Source organism: Leclercia sp. EC_58 (genome assembly GCF_019584355.1).
Taxonomy (GTDB): Bacteria; Pseudomonadota; Gammaproteobacteria; order Enterobacterales; family Enterobacteriaceae; genus Enterobacter.
In genome coordinates, this window is record NZ_VDAM01000001.1 from 484559 (window position 1) to 502364 (window position 17806).

Here is a 17806-nt window from a genome sequence, read left to right on the forward strand (position 1 = left end):
AGATTTTTTTATTTAGAAAGCCATTTTTTAAATTGTTTTAGAACAAAATCGTAAGCTTCCTCTTCCTGTAAAAATGAAGAAAGAAGTGATGGTCTATCTCTTTCAACATAATAAATATTCCATTGTGTATTTTCATAAACAACACACACACAGTCGCTATTCTTCAATACTCCCAGTGAGTAACTGTTAGGATGAACACCTAGTATACTTAATTGGCTTTCAAGCTCTGATTTGGTCATTTATTCACTTCCTTTATATAGTCTTTATCTAAATACCACTGGACTGGTTTTGGCAATTCATATTGAGTACCCTGCCCTTTCTGACCGAACCAAGGTAAGATTTTACCTTGGGATACATCATCAATGGGTTTCAATATTTCATATTGAAAATAAGGCTTTGTAGTTTCATAAGAGGATGGTAGTGCTCGTTGTTCAAAGGGCACACCTGCTGGTGATACAAAACTACCTCCAGGATAACCGTATCTATCAACTATTGTACCTGTTGGCAAAGTCACTTTTTCAACTGGCCCATAAGCTCCACGACTCGGCGGCCATAGGCCAAGATTTTCCTGAATAGCTCCTTCTGCTTTACTAAATTGCCCAAAGCTCGAAGAGGCTCTGGCTGCCTGGCTGGCTGCAATATTGTCCTTAATAGTGCTAACTACTGTCTTCGCTGCCATAGCTTCAGCTGCAGTTTTACCAATTCCTACTGCACCACCAGCCCCCACACCACCAGGCACTATCGCTTCCGAGGCCATGATCCCTGCATTGTTCAAGCACAGTACCGCATTATTGGTACAAGCTGCGATTGCAGCTTTCGCTGCAGCGGCTATTTCCGGAGTTGCTGCAGCCAGAACACCACCGCCAAGTCCTGCCGGGAGTGTAACCATCAGAGCGTCCTGCATTGCCAGTCCTTTCTGACAAGCCGCTCCGCCAGGATCGGTATTGCAGGACATGACATTTTTCGTATGTTCCTGCATGGCTTTTATCTGGCCTTCTTCAGTTCCGCCGCCAAGTAAATTATTCTCAGCCGCATTCTTCCCGGCTCCCGCACCCGCGGCCGCAGACCCCGTGCTGTCCCCCGCCAGCCCTCCGGCCATCCCCGCCGAAATCGTTGCCAGGGCGCTGACCGTCTGCTTCTGCTCCTCGCTCAGCTTCGACAGGTCGGTCACGCCAGGATAGAGCACACCCGCTATCGCCTTCGCAGCCAGCTCGCCCGTGGCCGCGCCCGCAGCACCTGCCGCGGCGCTGTTGCCCTGGATTGCCGCCACCGCGCCGCCCAGGATGGCATGGGCAATGGTGTTAACCGCCGAATTATCCTCGGTTGATTTCAGCATATGCGCCAGCTCCGGCGCAGCCGCACCCGCCAGCGCCCCGGCCATATCCCCGCCCGCCAGCCCCGACAGCGCTGCCGTGGCCGCCTGGATACCCCGCTGCAGGTCGCTGCCCGTGCCGTACTGCGCCATCGCGTTGTTATGGCCCGTTTCGCCACGGCTTCATCCGTGGCTGGCGTCCCTTCCCGGGTCAGCTGCTGACGGGCTTCCTCCAGCGCCTGCGGATCTTTTGCCGCGGCCCGTCCTGCCAGCTCTCCCTGCGTCCGGGCGATATCCATGGCCTGGCTACCAATCTCGCTGATTAACCCCACGGCCTGCAGCCGCTTCTGCTCCTTCTCCTTGTCAAATATCGGGCTGATGCTGCCGTTCGCATTCGCCGTATCCCGGCTCAGGTCCGCCACGTCCTGCTGCTGGTTCGCTGTGTCACGCACGATGAGAGTGCCGTTCGCGACAGCCGCCCGGGTGGTGCCCTCTGCATGGCCGCTGCTGCCACCCGCGGAGACCATTCCGCCCGGCATATTGCCGGTGAACGTATCCTGGCCGAAGCTGCCGCCCCCGCTCAGGCTGATGCCGCTGTGGCTGACCCTATAATCCGCTTCGTTATGGATATCGCTGAAGCCCAGGGTGCCCGTATCCAGCCGGTTTTTATCCGCCTGTGTCGTGGAGGCTATCACCGCTCCGTCCAGCTGCGTGTGGCGGCCCACCGTGAGATCGAACCCACCGTCACCGGCGTACAGCCCGGTCTGCTCCTGCACCGAATCAAAGGTGCTGTTCATTTTGTCCTGGCTGGCGCTGACGTAGCCCGAGCCGGTCATGCTGCCGAAGGTAACCCCACGCCCGATACGCGGTTTTATGCCCCGCGTTCCATTTTTTCCAAAGCTGTTAAAGAGCCTGTATCTGCATGACCATCTGGTATTTATTCAGCCCCTGTCTGCGACTGAACGGTAACTGGCTGGCAGAAGCGATATTCAGCACCGACACGCCGGTCATAATCAGCGTTGAGCAGGGAAGACTGGTGATCGAACCGGTTAAGGGTTGACGGATAAAAAGAACATCCCGGCTCGATGACCGGGATCTATTTCAGTTTTTAAGGCTATGATAAAAATCTAATACACTGTTTAGATCTGTATGCCATTCGGATATTTTCATACCATCTTGATTATGTGTTGTGCGCGGCTCAATAAATTTATTTATATTCTCAGCAACAAATCCAGGGCACTCATCTAAAAACAAAACACTGTTTTGAACAAATACATCATTGTCAGAGAAATAAAGTATCCAGATGAAAATAAAATTCGTGTAATCAGGCTCATACATTGATACAGCCAAAGCTGCATGCTTTCTACTATTGATGCCTTCTTCAAGAGACGCAAGCCAACTTTGCTTATAATTCTCTAAACTCCAATATGCTAGAGGAATATTCATTGACTCTGTAAAGGAATCAATGGTAATTGAAGCAGGAAGAACCTCCTCATCATTCTCTTTGATGGGAAAACCATTGGGGAATATACCAAACATTGCTTAATCCTTAATCCTGTTAAGATCGCTATCATATGTACCTATGCGGTTTCCTTTACGGTCAAACATTTTCCAGCCATTAGTAACATTATGGCTATCTATATCAGGAGTAATGTAATTTTTGCCATCATAAAAGACTGGCTGACCGTGAGAATTAAATGGTGCCTTCTGTGCCGGTATTCTTCTGTCAAAACCAAGTTTTCCAGCCGCTTCCTGAGCCTCCTTTCCTTTTAAAGCAAGATAAGCCAGATCATCCTTACCCGGCCCATCAGGGATCGGCGTTATCGTCGTGTTCCCACCAGTATTCGGTGCACCTTCTGTATTACCGGTATTTGTTGCTTCCTGGCCTGAGGCATGGTTGTTACCAGTGTGATTCGGCCCAACATCAACCTGAACATCGTTATTACCTGTATGGCTCGGACCAACATCAGCCTGACCATTATTGTTCCCCGCATGCGAAGGTGAATATTTATTATGCAACGAAATTAGGTACTTACTTGTGATCTCATCATTACCCATCATTTCAAGGGTAACAAGATGATCCAGTTCATCGGATGTCATTTTATCCGCCATATCCTTGATAGCAGAACCAGCAAGGCCAGCTATGCCGGCTTTCACACCGATTTCCAATAACTACTCCGCAACCTTCGTCCGGCAGGGTGCAGCAACCGCGCAACCTCTGGCTACCAGCGCCAGCGAATTATTCTCAGCCGCATTCTTCCCGGCCTGTCCCCCGGCAACCGCAGACCCCGTGCTGTCCCCCGCCAGCCCGCCGGCCATTCCCGCCGAAATCGTTGCCAGGGCGCTGACCGTCTGCTTCTGCTCTTCCGTCAGCTTCGACGGGTCTTTTACGTCAGGATAGAGCACACCCGCTATCGCTTTCGCCGCCAGCTCGCCCGTGACCGCGCCCGCAGCACCTGCCGCGGCGCTGTTACCCTGGATTGCCGCCACGGCACCGCCCAGAATGGCGTGGGCCACCACCTTCGCTTCATCGCTCAGGTCGGAACCGTGACCGATACGGTAAGATTAACGCATTCCCCCGTCGCGCCATTCATCAGACATGTGTATTATTCCCTGTTGTTTTCCTGACAACTATCCTTAACTCAAATACTTAAGCGCAAAAGCGAAAAGCATCATGAGCACACCGATCAAACGGCTGGAAATCATTAAAAATGCTATCGAACTGGAAGATGACGACATCATCGAGAGTCAGCTGGCACGGTTAAAAAGCGAAGCCTTTGACGATGAGCTGCAGGCGATCGTCGTGGCGCTTGAGCAGAAAAACTACACCGGGGCGATGGCGGCCATTACCGAATGGCTACAAAGCCAGCGTGCCGTTACCCCGTGGCGGGATCCGCAGCTGGCCGCCAGCAAGCTGGAGCTGAAAGCGCTGGAAGAGCGCCTGCGCGATCTTATCGATCGCCGTAACGCCCGCGTCCAGCAGCTGGACGAATTTAACGACCTCTACCTCACCCGTCTCGGCCCACTGATGAGCCAGATCCTCGCCCTGCGCAAAACCCTGGCGGAGCTGAATCTGCGTCGCCAGCAGGCGGAGGCGCGCCGCCGGGAAGCGGATTACCACCGCTGCCAGCAGTATGTCGCCCAGGCGGTGGAGGTGCTGACTACCCTGACCCGGCACTGGCGGGATCAGCCTGCCGACTCGGTGCAGGCCGCCACGGCGCGCAAGCAACTGCAGCAGCAAAGCAACCTGATCGCCAACCTGCTGGCCGAAGCCCAGGAGCTGGAAACGGGCTTAACCCGGGAAGAGGAGCCCGCCCGCCAGGCACGGGATGAAGCCAACGACGAGTATGAAAAATACCGCGAGCAGCAGCATGAAGCGGAGATCCGGCTGCGCAAGGGCAAAGACCTGTCCGAAGAGGATCAGAACGAGTTAAAACGGCTCTGGCGCCAGGCGAGCAAGCTCTGTCACCCGGATCTGGTGGCGGACGAGCTGAAAGAAGAGGCGAACGCCATGATGGTGCAGCTGAACCAGGCGAAGCAGCGTGGCGACGTGAAGGCGATCCGCTCGCTGGTGGCCCGCCTGCATCAGGGGCTGGAGCCGCTGATGGCCAGCGACCGGCTGAACGATCTGACGCGTATCCGCAAAAAAATGGCCCAGGTTCGCGAACAGATCGACACCCTGGTGAGCGAGCTGGCGGAGCTGGAAAAAGAGGAGTCCTGGCTGCTGGTCTCCTCGCTGAGCAATATGGAAGCCTACTTCGCCCAGCAGGAGAAAGCCCTGCACGAGGTACGCGCCTCGCTGGAACATCAGGTCAGCGAAGCGCAGCTCGACGACGTGGCCTGACTATTTGGCGTGCCAGTACGCGCTGGCACGCACCAGCTTCTGATCGATGGCGTCGGTTTCAAACAGGCGGCTCAGGTTTTTCACCACCTTCCCTTCCCCCGTCAGCCAGATGAAGTAATCTTCTGCCGGCACGCTGAGCGCCGCCAGACGATCGGCCACCGCCTGCTCGTTATGCCCCACCACCCAGCTAATGTTGAACTCGCTTAAGTGCGCCAGATAGTCCTGACAGGCGGCATCGCTCACGGTCACCACAGCATGCACTTCCGGGCGCACCGGCAGCGTGCGTAGCGCCTCCAGACGGCGGCGCAGGGCGGGCATGCCCGACTCATCGCAGACGTACAGCTGCCATGCGTAATCTTCCGGCACCACCAGTGAACCGCGCGGACCACCGATGGAGAGGGTATCTCCCGGTTTTGCCTCCACAGCCCAGTTGCTTGCCACCCCACCGTCGTGAATAAAGAAATCGAGCACCAGCTCGTGACGGGCCGCGTCATAGAGCGGGGTGTAATCCCGCGCCTGCGGACGCACGCCCTCGCCCCACTCCACGCCCTCATCCGTCACGACCGGGGGAACAAAGGTCGAGCCCTGTTCCGGGAAAAAGACTTTGCAGTGGTCGTCGAAGCCGCGGGAGCTGAAGCCCTCCAGCGCTTCGCCGCCCAGTACGATGCGCTGAAAACCGGTACTGACGCGCTCCACGCGGAGCACAGTCAGCTCGCGAAAGCGCAGGTCGTTGCGGACACGTTGAGGGTAGCGGGTAGTGGTCATAATGTGCCTTCGTGAAAGTGAAATCGATATATCGGAAATGAAACTTAAATGATAATGATTGCTAATAAGCAGAATTGCAAGATTTTTTTGATATAGACAGATTTCGCAATCCCAAAGCCAAAAACACACATTAAAAAGCTTGAATATTAGTAATTTAAATAAATTACGTGCAATGACGTTGCTTGTTTTTAAGATTTAGATATAAATTAGATATATCAAAAATACGGAGAAAGACGATGCGACACTCTCACGACCATGACCACCGCGGACGCGGCGGCGATCACCATCACGGCGGCGGCCGCCGCCAGCGCTTCTTTGGACACGGCGAATTACGGCTGGTGATCCTCGATATCCTGACCCGCAACGCCAGCCACGGTTACGAGCTGATTAAGGCGATCGAGACCCTGACCCAGGGCAACTACACCCCCAGCCCGGGCGTGATCTATCCAACGCTCGATTTTCTGGAGGATCAGCAGTTCATCACCCTCACCGAGGAGGAGAACGGGCGTAAAAAGATTGAGATCACCGTTGCCGGACAGCAGTGGCTGGATGAAAACATAGACCATCTGGAGCACATTCAGGCGCGCGTCAAAGCGCGTTGCGTGGGCTTTGAGCTGCGCAAAAACCCGCAGATGAAGCGGGCGCTGGATAACTTTAAAGCGGTGCTGGATCTGAAGGTGAATCAGGGAGAGACCAGCGACGCGCAGATCAAACAGATTATCGGCGTGATCGACCGCGCGGCGCTGGAGATCTCCCAGCTCGATTAAGCGGCGACGCGGAACACTTTCACCAGCGCTTTCAGGTTCATCGCCTGCTCGTTAAGGGATGATGCCGCCGCAACGGACTCCTCCACCAGGGCGGAGTTCTGTTGGGTGGTGGAGTCAATCAGGCCAATGGCGCTGTTGATCTGCGAGATGCCTTCCGTCTGCTCATGGCTTGCCTGGCGGATCTCGCGCAGGATGACATCCATCTCCTCCACGTTACCCACCATGCCATTAATCAGCCCGCTGGCTTTTTCCACCAGCGCCATCCCGTCCTGGGTCTGGCTGGTTGAGCTTTCAATCAGCTGCCGAATTTCGCTGGCCGAGGTGGCGCTTTTCTGGGCAAGCTGGCGAACTTCACCGGCCACCACCGCAAAGCCGCGGCCATGCTCGCCCGCGCGCGCCGCTTCTACCGCCGCGTTCAGCGCCAGAATGTTGGTCTGGAAGGCGATGGAGTCGATCAGGTTGATGATGTCGGACATCCGGTTGGAGGTCTCGTTAATCAGGCGCATTTTGCTGGTGACCTGCTGCATCATCTCGCCGTTGTGTTTCACCACCCGGGCCGCGTCCGCAGAGAGGTTCGTCGCCTCGCCGGTATGCGAGGCGGTATTTTTCACCGTCGCGGTGATCTGCTCCATCGACGCCGCCGTCTGTTCACGGAGCTGGCCTGCTCTTCGGTACGCGCCGCCAGATCCTGGTTGCCCGCCACAATCTGCGCCGCGGCGCTGGAGATGCTCTCCGAACCGGTCTGTACCTGCTGCACAATCTCCAGCAGACGGACTTTCATCTCCATCAGCGCCGTGAGCAGCTGGCCGGTTTCATCTTTCCCGTGCGAGGCAATATCGCGGGTGAGATCGCCCTCGGCAATGGACTGGGCAAAGCCCACCGCCTCGCCCAGCGGACGGGTAATGGAGCGCACGATAAACCAGCCCATCAGGCTGCCCACCACCACGCTGAAGAGCGTGATGAGGATCAGCACCAGACGGTTGCTTTTAAAATCGCCTTCCACCTCTTCACCTGCGCGCTGCATCTGGGTGTTCTGGATCGCAATCAGCGCCTGCACCTTGGCCTTATAGGCCTGCTGCAGGCTGAGGGTATTGGTCATCATCTCCTGAATCGCCCCCGCCCGATCGTTGTTCTGCACCGCCTGCAAAATGCGATAGCGGGAGTCAAGATACTGCTGGCGAACGCCGCGGATATCGGCCAGCACCTGCTGGGATTGTTTATCCTGTAGGGCCTTGTCCAGCTCCCCGAGGATCAGGGTGATACGCTCGCTGATCGCCTTCAGATGCTGCTCTGATTGCGCTGTGTAAGTGCCCTGATCGTCCAGCAGCATCAGCTGTTGAGTGCTAATAAATTCCTGAAAATTTTCGATTAACTGGTTGGCTTTTACGGTCGTGGGATAATCGCTGGTGATGATGGATTGCATCCCGTTATTTGCCCGGTTCAGGCTCAACAGAGATAAACTCGCACTTATCCCCATCAGGACAATAAAGAATCCAAACGCCAGAAATAATTTCGTGCCGATTTTAACGTCGTGTAAGAACATATTTACTCCATCGATGTGATTATTTCTCAGACGATCAGCGTTATCGGTAACTCTACCGCTAACTTTATGACTTTGATCGCTTTTTTATTTCATAATCACCACAATGGATAGGCGCAGACTATTAATTTTAACTCATCGATCGTTATACAACCACCGGCACACTTTTTTTGACAACGCAACAGGGAAAACAGACGCAGGCAGAGAGAATTAATGGCGGCGCTTTTTTTAATTATTTAATATTTAAATAACAATAAATGATAAAAATAATGACAATTCGCCCATAAAAAAACCGCTTACGCTGTGAAGCGTAAACGGCTTTTTTAGAACATTACTGACTCAGTGAAGGACGGTGACCGCATCCTCAAGACGTTTAGCCCGGTGTTTCACCATCGCCGACACCTGGGCGCTGGTTTCCACCAGCGCGGCGTTTTTTTGGGTAATCGCATCCAGCTCCGCTACTGCGCGGGTCAGCTCCGACAGCCCGGACGCCTGCTCGGAGGTCGAGTGGCTGATCTCCGCGATAAGCCGGGTGACGTTCTGCACTTTCTCCACAATATCATCCATTGTGCGCCCGGCAGCATTGACCTGCTCCGAGCCCGACAGCACTTTGCTGGCGCTGGCGTCAATCAGCTTGCGGATATCGTTGGCGGCGGTGGCGCTGCGGCTGGCAAGATGACGCACCTCTCCGGCTACCACCGCAAAGCCTTTGCCCTGCTCCCCTGCCCTGGCCGCTTCTACCGCCGCATTCAGCGCCAGAATATTGGTCTGGAAGGCGATGTCATTAATCAGCTTGGTGATAGAGCCGATACGCTGGGTGCTGTCGGCAATCTCGTCCATGGTTTTGACCACGGTTTGCATCGCGTGTCCGCCTTCGGTGGCGGCATCGCTGGCGGCGATGGAGAGCTTATCAGCGTCAACGGCGGTTCTGGTGTTGTTCTGTACGGTCATTGCCAGCTGGTTCATGGTCTCCACGGTCTGCTTCACGTTCGAGACGGTCTGGTGGGTGCGATCGTTGAGGTCGTCGTTGCCCCTCGCCAGCTGCTCGCTGCCGTCACGCACGTTGACGACCTGGCTGGAGACATCATTGATCAGCCAGCGGCACATCAGGCCGAGCTGACCGACCGACCGCAGGGTCAGCCCCAGCTCGTCGCTGCGGTTGAGGTGCTCAACGCTGTTGCGCTCGCCCGTCGCCACCTTCAGCGCCTGACGCGCCACGTTCTCGACCGGACGCACGATCTGCTGCTCAAACAGGAGCGTACCCAGCAGCATGACCAGCGCGCTGGCGCCCAGTGCTGCCCATCCCGCACCGGTGGCAAACAGGGTGGCCGCCAGCACGGCAAATAACGCGGTCATCACGCCGCGGACCCGCCAGCGCAGCGGCATCGACGGGAGTTTGCCGGTCCAGCCTCTGGCAACCACCAGCCCTTTATGCACACGCTTTTTGCAGCGCCCTTCGTTCAGCGCCTTATAGAGCGGCTCGACAGCGGCGATCTCTTCCGGCGTGGCCTTCACGCGGATAGACATGTACCCGGTGGTCTGGCCGTTGCGCACCATCGGCACCGCATTCGCGCGCACCCAGTAGTGATCGCCATTTTTGCGGCGGTTTTTCACAATTCCGCTCCAGGGTTCGCCCTGTTGCAGGGTGTACCACATGTCGGCAAAGGCCGCTTTTGGCATATCCGGGTGACGGACCTGGTTGTGCGGCTGTCCTGACAGTTCGGCAAGCGTATACCCGCTTACCTGCACAAACGTGTCGTTGGCCTGAGTAATGTAACTGTGCAGATCGGTGGTGGACATCAGGGTGGTGTCATCTTGCAGCGGGTATTCACACTGCGTGACAAACGGTTGAGGCGACATAGGCATCCCTTGCAGGTTACTTGAATGTTATTTTTGTGGCGTAAATATTTTACGGCGGTAACGAACATATCTTTAGTTGTTAAACATGCCTGAGATCGCAAAACGCCACTAAACCGCATTTTTTGTGTGTTTTTATAATTTATTGATATCTAATGATTTCGCAGAGAAACTACTCCTGAAGGAGGATCCGTATCTGTTCCCTTTCCGCCCTAAAACAGAGCAAATGCACTGCTATCGGGCATCTCTGTTTCTGAAAATTCCCTGCCGCAGCGGCCAGGCTGCGCTTTTGCATGATTAAATATTGTGTAACATTATTTTAACCTGGCGTTTATCCCGATTTTTGTTAAGGCCCTGGATGTGGCGTAAAGCCTGCAATACTTAATCCAGTATCATGTGATACGCCATCCCCGGGAGCACATCTTGAACAGGTTACCTTCCAGCGCGTCGGCCCTTGCCTGTACCGCGCACGCCTTGAATCTCATTGAGAAGCGAACGCTTGATCATGAGGAGATGAAACAACTTAACCGCGAGATGATTGATTACTTCAAAGAGCATGTCAATCCAGGTTTTCTCGAATACAGGAAATCGGTAACGGCAGGCGGGGATTACGGAGCCGTAGAGTGGCAGGCGGGAAGTTTGAATACGCTTGTCGACACTCAGGGACAGGAGTTTATAGATTGCCTGGGTGGATTTGGTATTTTCAACGTGGGGCACCGTAATCCAGTAGTGGTTTCCGCCGTACAAAATCAGCTTGCAAAACAACCCCTTCATAGCCAAGAACTGCTTGACCCTTTGCGGGCGATGCTGGCAAAAACGCTGGCGGCACTGACGCCGGGGAAACTGAAATACAGCTTCTTCTGTAACAGCGGCACGGAATCGGTCGAAGCGGCGATCAAACTCGCCAAAGCGTACCAGTCGCCGCGCGGGAAATTCACGTTTATCGCCACCAGTGGCGCCTTCCACGGCAAGTCGCTCGGGGCCCTCTCTGCCACAGCGAAATCCACCTTCCGTAAGCCGTTTATGCCGCTGCTGCCGGGCTTCCGCCATGTGCCGTTCGGCGATATCAACGCCATGCGCACCATGTTGTCGGAATGCCATAAAACCGGCGATGAGGTGGCGGCGGTGATCCTCGAGCCTATCCAGGGCGAAGGCGGCGTGATCCTGCCTCCGCAGGGCTACCTGCCCGCGGTGCGTAAGCTCTGCGATGAGTTTGGCGCGCTGCTGATCCTGGATGAAGTGCAGACCGGCATGGGGCGTACCGGCAAAATGTTCGCCTGCGAGCATGAAAACGTGCAGCCGGACATTCTGTGCCTGGCCAAAGCGCTGGGCGGCGGGGTGATGCCGATTGGCGCGACCGTCGCCACCGAAGAGGTCTTCTCGGTGCTGTTCGACAATCCTTTCCTGCACACCACCACCTTTGGCGGTAACCCGCTGGCCTGTGCCGCGGCGCTGGCGACCATCAACGTGCTGCTGGAGCAGAACCTGCCCGCCCAGGCGGAGCAGAAAGGCGACATGCTGCTGGATGGCTTCCGTCAGCTGGGGCGTGAATACCCGGACCTGGTCCAGGAGGCGCGCGGCAAAGGGATGCTGATGGCGATTGAGTTTGTCGATAACGAAACCGGCTACAGCTTCGCCAGCGAGATGTTCCGCCAGCGGGTGCTGGTGGCAGGCACGCTCAACAACTCGAAGACGATTCGCATCGAACCGCCGCTGACGCTGACCATTGAGCAGTGTGAGCTGGTGCTGAAAGCGGCCCGCAAGGCGCTGGCCGCGCTGCGGGTGAGTGTGGCTGAAGCGTAAAAACCGCCGGGCGGCGCTGCGCTTGCCCGGCCTACAAAACCCGCACCGTTTGAACCCTTGTAGGCCCGGTAAGCAACGCGCCACCGGGCGATTTTTACTCCGGCATCAACCCGACAAAACAACGTTTTTTACGCGGCTCCGACATCAGATCCTCAAGCTTCTCCACGCAGGCCAGATAATGCGGGGTCTGCTTATGCGCCTGCACCGCCTCCTCATCCTTGTAAGCCTCGTAGATAAAGAACCGGGTTTTCACCCGCGGATCCTGCAAAACGTCAAACCGCAGGTTGCCCGGCTCCTGGATCGCCCCTTCATGGTTGGCGCGAAACACCTCCAGAAACTCGTCCACCTTGTCCGGCTTAATGTTGATCTCCACTAAGGTCACGTTCATTGTGTTTCTCCTTGTTTTTCCTCCTGCCAGAACTGGTACGCCTCGCGGGCGCTCATCTTCTCGTGCACCACCTTCTTCACTGCCTTCAGCATCGCCAGCGGCGCGCTGGACTGGAAGATATTGCGTCCCATATCGACACCCGACGCGCCCTGATCGATGGCGCGGAAGCACATCTCCAGCGCCTCGTGCTCCGGCAGCTTTTTACCCCCGGCAATGACAATCGGCACCGGGCAACTGGCGGTCACTTTCTCGAATCCCTCTTCCACAAAATAGGTTTTGACGAACTGCGCCCCCATCTCGGCGGCAATACGGCTGGCCAGCGAGAAATAGCGCGCGTCACGGGCCATCTCCTTGCCCACCCCGGTCACCGCCAGGGTCGGCATACCGTAGCGGTTGCCCGCATCCACCAGCTTGATGATGTTGTTGATCGACTGGTGCTCATACTCACTGCCGATATAGACCTGCGCCGCCACCGCACAGACGTTGAGGCGCAGGGCGTCCTCCATCGCCACCGCCACGCACTCGTTAGAGAGTTCGCCCAGCATGGAGTTGCCCCCGGAGGCTCGCAGCACCACCGGCTTGTTGGTGGCGGGCGGCACGGTGCTTCTGAGAATGCCGCGGGTACACATCAGCACATCGGTTTCGCCAAACAGCGGCGCAATAGAGAGATCGATGCGCTCCAGCCCGGTGGTCGGCCCCTGGAAATAGCCATGATCGAAGGCCAGCATCACCGTGCGGTTGCTGGCGGGGTTAAAAATGCGCGCCATGCGGGACTGCATCCCCCAGTCCAGCGCCCCACACCCCTTCAGGGTAAAAGGCACATTCTGCTGCGGCCGGTCGATGCCAAAGTTCTTGCCCTCTTTGATGTCGTCTAAATCAGCCATGTTCTCTCCCGTCAGAAGTCGTAGTTGTTGATGTTCTCTTTGGTGAACACCACCCGCTCCGGCAGCAGCACAATGCCGTTGCCTTTCGCTTCATACTGATAGCCCTGCACGCTGTTCGGCTCGACCTTGAGATTGCCGATATCCTTGATCTCCACGCTGTCGCCGACGTTAAGATCGCCTTTTTTCAGCAAACGATCGGCGACATTGACCGCAATTTTGCCCTGCTGCACCACATCCCACAGGCCGAAGGCTTTCACCGTGCCGCGCTCCACATACGGACGCATGACGTTTGGCGTGCTGAAACCGACGATCGCCACCCCTTCCCGCTTCAGGTTTTCCGCTGCTTGTGCCGCCGCCGGCAGGGCGTTGGCATCCGGGGCGATGATCGCATCCAGGTCCGGGTAGGCTTTTAAGATCCCCTCGGCGGTCTGCAGGGATTTAGTGGCGTCGTTATAGCCAAACTGGGTAGTGACGATCTGCCACTGCGGGTGGTCTTTGGCGATTTTGGCTTTCGCCGCGTTCACCCACTGGTTCTGGTCGGTGACGGTGGGGCTGGAGTAGAAGAAGGCCACTTTGGCATCCGGTTTAGTGACCTGCTTCGAGGCCATCTCCACCAGCAGGCCGCCGAGCTGTTCCGGGGTTCCCTGGTTGATGTAGATGCTGCGGCACTCCGGTTTGGTGTCGGAATCCCAGGTCAGCACTTTCACTCCGCGCTGCATAGCGCGCTTCAGCGCCGGGCAGAGGCCGTCCGGCGACACGGCGGAGACGATAATCGCGTCATAGCCCTGGTTGACGAAGTTATTGATCAGCTGCACCTGCCCCGAGACGCTCGGCTCGGTGGGGCCATCGTAGGTGACGTCGGTGCCCAGCGCTTTACCCGCCTCTTTCGCCCCGTTGCCGCCGCTGGTAAAGAAGCCGACCCCTACCAGTTTCGGGATAAACGCAATGCGGTCGGCGGCCTGCGCCGAGGCAACGCTTAACGCTACGGCCAGCACCATCAGTTTTATTTTCATCTTACGCTCCGGGTAGTTTTGTGAAGAGAGATCGCACCCACTCACGGTGCAGACTCAGTGAACGTCCCATCACCACCACAACCAACAGCGCCCCTGACAGCGCGCTCGACACCTGGTTGGGGATGCCGACCATCTGTAACCCCTGTTGCAGATACCCCACCAGCAATGCCGCCAGCGCAGTACCCAATACCGAACCTGAACCACCATAGATATTCGCCCCGCCGAGCACCGCCGCGGTGAGCGCGGGCATCAGCAGGTCGCGCCCTAAATCAGAGCGCGCCGAGCCAAAATAGGAGACCATCACCAGCGCGGCAATGGCCGACGCCACCCCCACCAGGCCATAGAGCGCGTAGGGCATGCCATTAACCGACAGCGCCGCATAGCGCGCCGCGCGCGGGTTTTGCCCAATCAGAAACAGATGGCGGCCAAAGCGCCCGCGATGGGTAATCAGCCAGAAGAGAAAGGTGATGATCGCGAACAGCACCAGCGGGATCGGCAGCCCGATAACCGTGAGATTGGCAAAGGCCGTGAAGCTCTCCGGGAAGCCGCCAATGCCTTCGTAGCCGGTCGCCCCGGCCATACCCGAGAGCAGCAGCGCCCCGCCGCCGTAGAGGTAGAGCGTGCCGAGGGTGATCACCAGCGGGCTGATGCCGGTGTAGTGGATAAGCGCCGCGTTGAACAGACCACACAGCAGCCCGAGCAGCAGAGTGAGCGGGATCGCCGCCGCCATCGGCACGCCAGACTGCATCATCACCCCCAGGGCGATGGCGCACAGGCCGATGGTGGAGCCGAGGGAGATGTCGATCCCGCCGCTGATGATCACCAGCGTCAGCGGCAGCGCCACAATGCCGATGCAGATAAAATCGCTGGTGCTGAACAGCAGCATATTGATGTCGAGCATCCGCGGATTGAGGGTGCCAAACAGCAGGATCTCCAGCACCAGTAACAGCAGCAGCGCCCACTCCCAGTTAAGCTTCATCTACGCCACCTCTTTGTTGCGTTTGCGAAACGGGGTGACGTGCTTCCCCCCTTTGTTGCCCGGCTGAAAACGGCTGTACTTCAGCGCCCGCTGATGACGCGCCAGCGCCTGGCGCAGCCGTCCGTCGAGTACCAGCACCCCCAACAGCACCAGGCCAGCGATAAAGTCATTCCACCAGGCCGGGAGGCGGAACAGCACCAGCACGGTGTCGATCTGGGTCAGGAAGAAGGCGCCCAGCAGCGCGCCAATTAAGGTTCCGGTACCGCCGAGCAGGGAGATGCCGCCGAGCACGCAGGCGGCGATGGCTTTCATCTCCAGCCCGCTGCCGGTCTGGTTAGGGACAAAACCGATCTGCGCGGCAAAGACGATCCCGGCGCAGGCGGCCAGTACGCCGTTAATCGTGAAGGCCGCCATCCGGGTGCGGTTGACCGCCACCCCGAGCTGGCGGGCGGCGGCGAGGTTATCCCCCACGGCGTAAAAATCCCGGCCGAAGGCGGTGCGCGACAGCGTCCAGGTCCCGAGAGCGGCGATAATCAGCACTACGATCCCCAGGGGCGATACCCCAAGCGCCACCGGCTCTGACAGGGATTTCAGGCTCACCGGCAGCCCTTCAATCCACTTCCCGCCGGTCCAGAGCAGCATCACCCCGCGCCACAGCCCCAGCGTGCCGAGGGTGGCGACAATCGCCGGAATGCGCAGCCCCACCACCAGCAGGCCGTTGAAGGCCCCCGCCAGCGCCCCGATCGCCAGCGCAAAGAGGATCGCCACCGGCAGGCCGTAGCCGTTGTTCAGCGCCACCCCCACAGCGATGGCACACAGCCCGACAATCGATCCAACCGACACGTCGATATTGCGGGTCAGCATCACCAGCCCGGCGCCGAGGGCCAGCAGGATCAGGATTTGCGAACTGGCGAAGATCATCCCCAGGGTCTGCAAACTGAGATAGGCCGGATTCAGGGCCACCAGCACCACAAACAGGGCGAGGATCGCCAGCAGAGCGCTGAGCTCGCGGTTTTTCAGGAGTGTTTTCATGCCTGCCCTCCGAAGGCCAGGGACATCATGCGATCGAGGCTGACGGCGTGGCGTGGCAGTTCCCCGCTGAGCACCCCCTGGTGCATCACCAGCACCCGATCCGCCAGGCCGGGGAACTCATCCATGTCGCTGGAGATCATCAGCACCGCCACGTTTTGCGCCGCCACGCTTTTGATTAGCTGATAGATATCGGCGCGGGCGGAGACGTCCACGCCGCGGGTCGGCTCATCAACAATCAGCAGCAGCGGATTGGCCTCCAGACAACGGGCCAGCAGCACCTTCTGCTGATTGCCGCCCGACAGGGTGCGCACGGTCTGATCCGGGCTGTTGAGTTTGATCCCCAGCGCCCGGTGATAGCGCTCCACCACCGCCGCCTCGCGTTTGCGCTGCTGCCATAGGGAAGGTTCGTTCAGCGCTACCGTGTTCCAGCGTACCGGCGCATCAAGGAACAGGCCGGAGACCTGCCGGTCTTCCGGGAGATAGACCAGCCCTTTCTCCAGCCGGGCGCTGACCGGATCGCGGTCGATCTGCTGATTTTCGAGCCAGATCCTCCCGCCCCGCGACGGGCGCAGGCCGTAGAGCGTTTCAGCAAATTCGGTGCGCCCGGAGCCTACTAATCCCGCCAGGCCGACGATCTCCCCGGCGTAGATCTCCAGACTGAGATCGATAAAGCCCTCCCCGGTAAGCGTCTCCACCCGCAGCACCGGAAAATCCTGCGCCTGGGTGCGGCGATTGCCCGGCAGCGCCAGCCACAGCTTTTGCGTGTCGCTCAACTGCTGGTCGCGACTGACCGGGGTCATGGCGGCGATGAGCGCGTTGTCGTCAAACTGCGCGGTTTCACCGCTCAGCACGATCGCCCCGTCGCGCATCACCGAGACATGGCTGGCGAGCTGACGAATTTCGGGCAGCTTGTGAGAGATAAAGACGATACCGACCCCCGTCCCCTGGAGCGCGCGGATCTGGCGGAACAGGCGCTCCGTTTCGCCCGGCGTCAACGAGGCGGTGGGTTCATCGAGGATCAGGATCTTCGCTTCGCGCATCAGCCCGCGCAGGATCTCCACCATCTGCTGATCCGCCACCTCCAGGGTGCTGGCGGCAGCGTCTAAATTGAGCTGGCACTGAAGCTGCTCCAGCTTATCCCCAAGGCGCTGGGCGGTGGCCTGCCCGCGCGGCAGGCGAAAGAGAATGTTTTCCCGCACGCTGAGGTTCGGAAACAGCATCGGCTCCTGGGGCACAAGATAGATGCCAAGCTGGTGGGCCTGGCCCGGTTTAAGGCGAGCAAAAGGCTGGCCCTCAATAGAAAGTTCACCGCGGTCGGGCGTTTCGACCCCGGCGACAATCTTCATCAGGGTCGATTTCCCGGCGCCGTTGCCCCCCATCAGGGCGTGTACCTGGCCGGCAAGCAGAGTGAAATCAATGTTTTTCAATACTGGAACGCCGGAGAACTGCTTCTGGATCCCGCGCGCCTCAATCAGTGCTCTCATTATCGCTCCGCTATTGAACAAATGATTTTTGAAATTAATAATGTTCAAAAGCGTAGACGGTGAACTATATTTACAACCGTGCAGGGATCACAGTTTTAGGGATATGATCCCGATAATGCTGAAACATTCCGGAATATG

16 protein-coding genes and 3 pseudogenes are annotated in these 17806 nt (G+C 57.5%); 4 read left to right on the forward strand and 15 right to left on the reverse strand.

Features of this window, described 5'->3' with window-relative positions:
* Positions 1 to 8 precede the first annotated feature (8 nt).
* The 3 genes and pseudogenes from FHC51_RS02415 to FHC51_RS02425 all read right to left on the reverse strand — a co-directional run.
* On the reverse strand, positions 9 to 239 hold the full coding sequence (locus tag FHC51_RS02415) for a hypothetical protein (protein WP_220434836.1): 231 nt from the start codon (positions 237 to 239) through the stop codon (positions 9 to 11).
* Entirely contained in the window at positions 236 to 979 is a 744-nt protein-coding gene (locus FHC51_RS23155) for a TNT domain-containing protein (RefSeq protein WP_309236372.1), read from the reverse strand. The genes FHC51_RS02415 and FHC51_RS23155 overlap by 4 nt, the downstream gene beginning before the upstream one ends.
* 33 nt (positions 980 to 1012) lie before the next feature.
* Positions 1013 to 2172, reverse strand: a pseudogene (locus FHC51_RS02425) (VENN motif pre-toxin domain-containing protein); the annotation flags it as partial.
* A gap of 62 nt (positions 2173 to 2234) precedes the next feature.
* Between FHC51_RS02425 and FHC51_RS02430 the strand changes: the two are divergent.
* The gene (locus tag FHC51_RS02430) at positions 2235 to 2372 is read left to right on the forward strand and encodes a SymE family type I addiction module toxin (protein WP_220434837.1); all 138 of its coding nucleotides are present in this window, start codon (positions 2235 to 2237) and stop codon (positions 2370 to 2372) included.
* Between the two features lie 41 nt (positions 2373 to 2413).
* On the opposite strand, the gene FHC51_RS02435 is transcribed toward FHC51_RS02430, so the two are convergent.
* The 3 genes and pseudogenes from FHC51_RS02435 to FHC51_RS23195 form a co-directional block, all read right to left on the reverse strand.
* Positions 2414 to 2851 (reverse strand): hypothetical protein, encoded by a 438-nt coding sequence (locus FHC51_RS02435; protein WP_220434838.1) that lies wholly within the window; start codon positions 2849 to 2851, stop codon positions 2414 to 2416.
* Positions 2852 to 2854: 3 nt separating this feature from the next.
* Positions 2855 to 3481, reverse strand: a complete 627-nt coding sequence (locus tag FHC51_RS23100; RefSeq protein WP_375373803.1) for a toxin C-terminal domain-containing protein — start codon at positions 3479 to 3481, stop codon at positions 2855 to 2857.
* A gap of 60 nt (positions 3482 to 3541) precedes the next feature.
* Positions 3542 to 3829 (reverse strand): annotated as a pseudogene (locus FHC51_RS23195) (VENN motif pre-toxin domain-containing protein); the annotation flags it as partial.
* Between the two features lie 157 nt (positions 3830 to 3986).
* Here FHC51_RS23195 and FHC51_RS02445 point away from each other — a divergent pair.
* Positions 3987 to 5156: a DNA repair protein gene (locus tag FHC51_RS02445; protein ID WP_220434839.1), complete on the forward strand. Its 1170-nt coding sequence runs from the start codon at positions 3987 to 3989 to the stop codon at positions 5154 to 5156.
* Here the strand turns inward: FHC51_RS02445 and FHC51_RS02450 are convergent, their stop codons facing one another.
* Complete coding sequence (locus tag FHC51_RS02450) at positions 5157 to 5921, reverse strand: siderophore-interacting protein (protein ID WP_255584731.1); 765 nt, start codon at positions 5919 to 5921, stop codon at positions 5157 to 5159. It lies immediately after the preceding gene.
* Between the two features lie 236 nt (positions 5922 to 6157).
* Between FHC51_RS02450 and FHC51_RS02455 the strand changes: the two genes are divergently transcribed.
* On the forward strand, positions 6158 to 6688 hold the full coding sequence (locus FHC51_RS02455; protein ID WP_220434840.1) for a PadR family transcriptional regulator: 531 nt from the start codon (positions 6158 to 6160) through the stop codon (positions 6686 to 6688).
* Here FHC51_RS02455 and FHC51_RS02460 read toward each other — a convergent pair.
* Positions 6685 to 8231 (reverse strand): annotated as a pseudogene (locus FHC51_RS02460) (methyl-accepting chemotaxis protein). The gene FHC51_RS02455 and the pseudogene FHC51_RS02460 sit on opposite strands and share 4 nt — an antisense overlap.
* Positions 8232 to 8567: 336 nt before the next feature.
* Positions 8568 to 10088 (reverse strand): PAS domain-containing methyl-accepting chemotaxis protein, encoded by a 1521-nt coding sequence (locus FHC51_RS02465; RefSeq protein ID WP_220434841.1) that lies wholly within the window; start codon positions 10086 to 10088, stop codon positions 8568 to 8570.
* A 420-nt stretch (positions 10089 to 10508) separates the two neighbouring features.
* Between FHC51_RS02465 and ygjG the strand changes: the two genes are divergently transcribed.
* A complete protein-coding gene (gene ygjG, locus FHC51_RS02470) occupies positions 10509 to 11888 on the forward strand; it encodes a putrescine aminotransferase (RefSeq protein ID WP_220434842.1) in 1380 nt (459 codons plus the stop codon).
* Positions 11889 to 11982: 94 nt separating this feature from the next.
* On the opposite strand, the gene lsrG is transcribed toward ygjG, so the two are convergent.
* Genes lsrG through lsrA form a run of 6 tightly spaced genes read right to left on the reverse strand, consistent with a single transcriptional unit; the run spans position 11983 to position 17668 of the window.
* Positions 11983 to 12276, reverse strand: a complete 294-nt coding sequence (gene lsrG / locus FHC51_RS02475; protein WP_220434843.1) for a (4S)-4-hydroxy-5-phosphonooxypentane-2,3-dione isomerase — start codon at positions 12274 to 12276, stop codon at positions 11983 to 11985.
* Complete coding sequence (gene lsrF / locus FHC51_RS02480) at positions 12273 to 13160, reverse strand: 3-hydroxy-5-phosphonooxypentane-2,4-dione thiolase (RefSeq protein ID WP_220434844.1); 888 nt, start codon at positions 13158 to 13160, stop codon at positions 12273 to 12275. Before lsrF ends, lsrG begins: the two co-directional genes overlap by 4 nt.
* Positions 13161 to 13171: 11 nt before the next feature.
* Positions 13172 to 14173: an autoinducer 2 ABC transporter substrate-binding protein LsrB gene (gene lsrB / locus FHC51_RS02485; RefSeq protein ID WP_220434845.1), complete on the reverse strand. Its 1002-nt coding sequence runs from the start codon at positions 14171 to 14173 to the stop codon at positions 13172 to 13174.
* 1 nt (position 14174) lies between these two features.
* On the reverse strand, positions 14175 to 15152 hold the full coding sequence (gene lsrD, locus FHC51_RS02490; protein WP_220434846.1) for an autoinducer 2 ABC transporter permease LsrD: 978 nt from the start codon (positions 15150 to 15152) through the stop codon (positions 14175 to 14177).
* Complete coding sequence (lsrC, locus tag FHC51_RS02495) at positions 15153 to 16184, reverse strand: autoinducer 2 ABC transporter permease LsrC (RefSeq protein WP_103824878.1); 1032 nt, start codon at positions 16182 to 16184, stop codon at positions 15153 to 15155.
* Positions 16181 to 17668 (reverse strand): autoinducer 2 ABC transporter ATP-binding protein LsrA, encoded by a 1488-nt coding sequence (gene lsrA / locus FHC51_RS02500; RefSeq protein WP_114316609.1) that lies wholly within the window; start codon positions 17666 to 17668, stop codon positions 16181 to 16183. The genes lsrC and lsrA overlap by 4 nt, the downstream gene beginning before the upstream one ends.
* Between the last annotated feature and the right edge of the window lie 138 nt (positions 17669 to 17806).

Coding starts and splice junctions, on each gene's coding strand:
- lsrG (WP_220434843.1), bottom strand. CDS start 12,276: ATGAACGTGACCTTAGTGGAGATCAACATTAAGCCGGACAAGGTGGAC.
- lsrC (WP_103824878.1), bottom strand. CDS start 16,184: ATGAAAACACTCCTGAAAAACCGCGAGCTCAGCGCTCTGCTGGCGATC.
- FHC51_RS02430 (WP_220434837.1), top strand. CDS start 2,235: ATGACCATCTGGTATTTATTCAGCCCCTGTCTGCGACTGAACGGTAAC.
- FHC51_RS02450 (WP_255584731.1), bottom strand. CDS start 5,921: ATGACCACTACCCGCTACCCTCAACGTGTCCGCAACGACCTGCGCTTT.
- FHC51_RS02415 (WP_220434836.1), bottom strand. CDS start 239: ATGACCAAATCAGAGCTTGAAAGCCAATTAAGTATACTAGGTGTTCAT.
- lsrA (WP_114316609.1), bottom strand. CDS start 17,668: ATGAGAGCACTGATTGAGGCGCGCGGGATCCAGAAGCAGTTCTCCGGC.
- FHC51_RS02465 (WP_220434841.1), bottom strand. CDS start 10,088: ATGTCGCCTCAACCGTTTGTCACGCAGTGTGAATACCCGCTGCAAGAT.
- FHC51_RS02455 (WP_220434840.1), top strand. CDS start 6,158: ATGCGACACTCTCACGACCATGACCACCGCGGACGCGGCGGCGATCAC.
- FHC51_RS23155 (WP_309236372.1), bottom strand. CDS start 979: ATGCAGGAACATACGAAAAATGTCATGTCCTGCAATACCGATCCTGGC.
- lsrD (WP_220434846.1), bottom strand. CDS start 15,152: ATGAAGCTTAACTGGGAGTGGGCGCTGCTGCTGTTACTGGTGCTGGAG.
- lsrB (WP_220434845.1), bottom strand. CDS start 14,173: ATGAAAATAAAACTGATGGTGCTGGCCGTAGCGTTAAGCGTTGCCTCG.
- lsrF (WP_220434844.1), bottom strand. CDS start 13,160: ATGGCTGATTTAGACGACATCAAAGAGGGCAAGAACTTTGGCATCGAC.
- FHC51_RS02445 (WP_220434839.1), top strand. CDS start 3,987: ATGAGCACACCGATCAAACGGCTGGAAATCATTAAAAATGCTATCGAA.
- FHC51_RS02435 (WP_220434838.1), bottom strand. CDS start 2,851: ATGTTTGGTATATTCCCCAATGGTTTTCCCATCAAAGAGAATGATGAG.